At 59.9% G+C, this 4131-nt stretch carries 4 protein-coding genes; 2 read left to right on the forward strand and 2 right to left on the reverse strand.

Annotated elements, in window-relative coordinates; all coding sequences use genetic code 11:
- Both EN893_RS21710 and EN893_RS21715 read right to left on the reverse strand, forming a co-directional pair.
- On the reverse strand, positions 1-939 hold a 939-nt coding region (locus tag EN893_RS21710; RefSeq protein ID WP_128361764.1), incomplete at its 3' end, for a four-carbon acid sugar kinase family protein.
- Positions 926-1789, reverse strand: a complete 864-nt coding sequence (locus EN893_RS21715; protein WP_164748685.1) for a DeoR/GlpR family DNA-binding transcription regulator — start codon at positions 1787-1789, stop codon at positions 926-928. The genes EN893_RS21715 and EN893_RS21710, both read right to left, overlap by 14 nt.
- A gap of 330 nt (positions 1790-2119) precedes the next feature.
- On the opposite strand from EN893_RS21715, the gene EN893_RS21720 reads away from it, so the two are divergent.
- Both EN893_RS21720 and EN893_RS21725 read left to right on the forward strand, forming a co-directional pair.
- Positions 2120-3187, forward strand: a complete 1068-nt coding sequence (locus EN893_RS21720) for an ABC transporter substrate-binding protein (protein WP_127372127.1) — start codon at positions 2120-2122, stop codon at positions 3185-3187.
- Positions 3111-4131: ATP-binding cassette domain-containing protein (locus EN893_RS21725; RefSeq protein ID WP_164901007.1), on the forward strand; the 1021-nt coding region annotated here is incomplete at its 3' end. The genes EN893_RS21720 and EN893_RS21725, both read left to right, overlap by 77 nt.

Here is a 4131-nt window from a genome sequence, read left to right on the forward strand (position 1 = left end):
GCCCAGGCTGGAGCACACCGATCGCAATGTTTCACCGCCGGTGACGAGCAGCGTTCCGGGCAGTGGCAAGCCGTCGAGAAGCGAGGCAAACACCTTGCCGATATGATCCGCCACCGCGTGGCGATCACCCGATGCAGCGACGGTGACAACCGATGGCGCGCCTCTCATGATCCGTTTCGCCAAATCCCTTTTCGCTTTGTCGATGTCGCGTTCCACGACGATATGCGCGTCCGCATGGCTGGCGGAAAAGCAGGCCACCTGCGCCGTCGTGACTTCGTGATTTGTGCCGACAAGGCCAAGGAACGGGGCGGGCAATGCCGGAATAGGCATGCGTGGCGTGCCCACGTGCCGTGCCAGCGCTGCAGCCAGGCCGCCCGTACCAACCCAGAGTGTCCGCGGCGCGCTCGCCGTTGCAACGATTTCGTCCAGGTCCTTGTCCGTTTCGGCGTCGTAGAGTGTGATGAAATGAACCGGCCGCGCGCCCGGTACCGACCGGCCAGACGAAAAGCGCTGACCCAGGCCGGCGACGATGTCGGGACCTACCATTTCGGACCGGTCGAGCCGCCATTGACGCCCAAGACGTGTAACGCGGCCCTGAAAGGGGAACGCGGGTGCCAGAACAACGCGCTGGTACCCACCCTCGACGATGCAGGCTTGTATTTCGGCGATGACGTGACCGCGCAGAAGGCTGTCGATCTTCTTGAAACTCAGTTGTCCGGCGGCAAGCCACGGCGCGTACCTCGAATGTCTCGCGACGGCGGTTGTCTCGGCACCCTCACGTGTGGCGATATCGACAGCCAAACGCCCCGAGAGCGCACGATCCAGTTGCCAGCTCACGCCGACACCGTGGCCTGGCGAGGCGAAGCAAACCGCGCTGTCCAGAGCGCCAGTCAGGTCGTCCGCGATGATCCGGATATCGACAGTCTCAAGAGCGCTCAACTGAAGAACCCGGACGGCTGACGCGCACGACGCGGACGTTCACATCGAGCGTCCGAAGATTGGTGAGGTTGGCCTGATCGATGCCGTCATCGGTAATGACCTGGTGGATGTCGGACAGGCGGCAGATGGTGCAGAAATTGGGAGTGGTGAATTTGGAATTGTCGGCAAGCACGACCACCCGGCGTGCCGCGGCGATCATCGCCTGCTTCATCGCCGCGACCTCGAGCGAGGTCTCCGTGAGCATGTCCCCGGTGATGGCATGCGTGCCCAGAATTGCCACATCGGCGTGGATGGTGCGCAGGAAATTCTCGCCAGGCTGGCCAACCAGAGTTAGGGAACCCGGCTTGCAGGTGCCTCCAAGCATGACGAGGCGTACTCCCGGCACGGTTGCGAGTATCTGCGCGATCGCCAGACTGTTGGTGACGGCAGTAAGCGCAATGGGTGCAGCCGCGATGGCGCGGGCGACTTCCAGAACAGTCGTGCTTGCGTCGAAAATGACACTCTGGCCGGGGCGAAGTTCCGACATCATGGCCGCACCTATGGCCTCCTTCTCAGCCCTGGCGAAGTGTGCGGCAGTGGCGAGATCCGGCTCGAAGGTGGCGAGTTCCGTGCGTTGAAGCATTGCTCCGCCATGCGTTCGCTCCAATGCTCCCTGCCGTTCCAGTGTCTCGAGGTCGCGCCGGATGGTCGAAGGTGACGCGCCGATGAGATCGATGAGTTCCTGAACGCCAACGGTTCCTTCCCGTTTAAGGCATTCGAGAATGAAAGCATGGCGCTTGGCTGGGATCAGATCGACCCGTCCACGCCCGCCATCGTCTTCCCATGACCCGGCGGACGCTGACGGCGCCATATCTTCCACCGTTGATTTTCGAACATTCCTTGCCACGTTCCTATCTCCGCACAGTGCAGCAACACGCTCGCCGGAATCATGGCGAGCCCAGCATCGCGAATATCACGAATCCATTCGGCGAGCCCACTGGTTTGTTATGGCGATGAGCGAATTCCAATCGCTTTTGGCCTCATTAGAATTATTTTGACTGATTTTGACCATATGTGATAAGCGATGATCGTCAATCGTCGTCAATTGGCGCTGACAAGTGCGCAGTTCTTGTCAAAAAATGGGAAATTAAGTCAGCGATTCAGAGCGCTTGGCTCTGTTGCGAACCGGGTTGGAGGAACCATGTCTTTCTTGTCGAAGCTGAAATCGGCCCTTGTCGGCGCCGCTGCTGCGGCCGTCTTGTCAACGGCGGCTGTCGCTGCCGATGAACCCACGGTCGGCGTTGTCGTGCCGACCCTGGATGCGCAATTCTGGAACAGCTATGTCGCCTTCATGAAGAAGGGAGCGGATGAGCTTGGGGTAAAGCTCGTCGTGCTCAATGCCGACAACAAGCCCGACCAGATGGTCAAGTCGCTTGAGGACCTGGTGGCCCAGAAAGTTGACGGCATTGTTTTCACACCCTATTGGGCCACTGCCGCTCGTGGGCTTACCTTGGCGAAGGAAGCCGAGATACCGGTCGTTCTCACCGACAGCTACCCGGATTTTTCGCCTCAAACCGAGCGTTTCCCCAATTACATCGCCTTTATCGGGCCGAGCGATGAAGGCGCCGGATACCAAATGGCCAAGGCGCTGTTCGCAGCGATCAAGCCGGGGTCGGATGGCAAGAAAGTGATCGGCGTGGTGAACGGCACCGCCGGCACCTCGGTCGCCATCGATCGTCGCAAGGGGCTGGAAGACGCTCTCAAGGAAGCGCCCGATGTGCGCGTCGCCGGCGAAGTCGATGGCAATTTCGTCCGTGATACGTCACAGACCGCGTTTGAATCGCTCTTCCAGGGCAATCCGGACATCACCGGCGTCTGGGCTGCGAACGGCGGCACTGCGACCGGCGTGATGGCTGCTCTCAAGAATCACGGGAAAGCGCCCGGCAAGGACGTTATGGTCGTCGGAATGGATCTCAACCCTGAGAATGTCGATGCGGTAAAGTCCGGCGACCTGCTTTTCGATATTGGCGGTCATTGGCTTCAGGGCGGCTTCGCCCTTGTCGCGCTTTTCGATCAGATCAAGGGTATTCCGGTTCCCGCGGGCGCCGACAATGTCAAGCTGAAGCTGCTGCCGCTGACCAAGGATCGCGTCGCGCAGTTCGAGAAGGACTTTCCTGGCGGCGTGCCGACATATGATTTCAGGCAGCACTCCCGCTTCTACAACAAGGATGCCAAGCCAGCCGTTTTCGAGATGCAATATAGCAACTGAACGTACGGTTGGACCTGCCTGCAATCCCACGGTTGCGGGCAGGACCTGCCTGGCATTTGGGCGTATTCAATTCATGACACTGACTGCGAGCGACCTGCGCAAGAGCTACGGCCAGACACGCGCCGTGGATGGCGTATCGGTGGTGCTTCGGCCCGGTATGGTTCACGCCATCGTCGGCGAAAATGGAGCCGGCAAATCGACGACCTTGCGTATGCTCGCTGGCGCGGAACGGCCTGACAGCGGCGTTATGACGTTGGATGACGCAAGATATGCCCCACCAAGTGTTATCGGTGCGGCGGCCCTTGGCGTGTCGCTTGTATACCAGGAAATCACGATCAACCGTTCGCTGACCGTTGCCGAAAACATCTTCATCGATCGTCTGCGACAGTTCGCCGGCTCTCTCGGTTTTGTCGATCGCAGGCGTATGGAATTGGCGGCGCAAGCGATCCTCGAACGGATTGGCGCGCAAATATCGGTCTCTGCCGACATAGGCAGCCTCAATCTCGGCGAGCTGAAATGCATCGAGATCGCCCGAGCGCTGTCTACAAATCCGAAAATCCTCCTTCTCGACGAATCCACCGCCTATCTCGATCATCGAGAGGTTCAGGCTGTCCTTGGCGTCATCAGCGAACTCAAAGGGCAGGGGATGACCGTAGCCTTCGTCTCTCATCATCTCGACGAGGTGCTTGCCGTCGCGGATGAATTGACGATCCTGAAAGACGGGCAATATGTCGGAACCTATCGCAGGGCCGAGATCGAGCCCAATGAAATTCATCGCCGCATGGTGGGGCGCGAACTCGCGAAAAGCATCTATCCGCCGCGGCCGCCGAAAGATCCAGGCAAGCCGCGACGGGGTCCTGTTGTCTTCGAAGCCTGCGAGGTCGCCGTTGGGCGCGAACTCGACGGCGTCAGCCTGGATGTACATGCCGGCGAAATCCTCGGCC

The sequence above is a fragment of the Mesorhizobium sp. M7A.F.Ca.CA.004.04.2.1 genome (assembly GCF_004022825.1).
Taxonomy (GTDB): Bacteria; Pseudomonadota; Alphaproteobacteria; order Rhizobiales; family Rhizobiaceae; genus Mesorhizobium.

Excerpts from the sequence above, each read along its gene's own strand:
- EN893_RS21720 (WP_127372127.1), top strand. The coding sequence starts at position 2,120 with ATGTCTTTCTTGTCGAAGCTGAAATCGGCCCTTGTCGGCGCCGCTGCT.
- EN893_RS21715 (WP_164748685.1), bottom strand. The coding sequence starts at position 1,789 with ATGGCGCCGTCAGCGTCCGCCGGGTCATGGGAAGACGATGGCGGGCGT.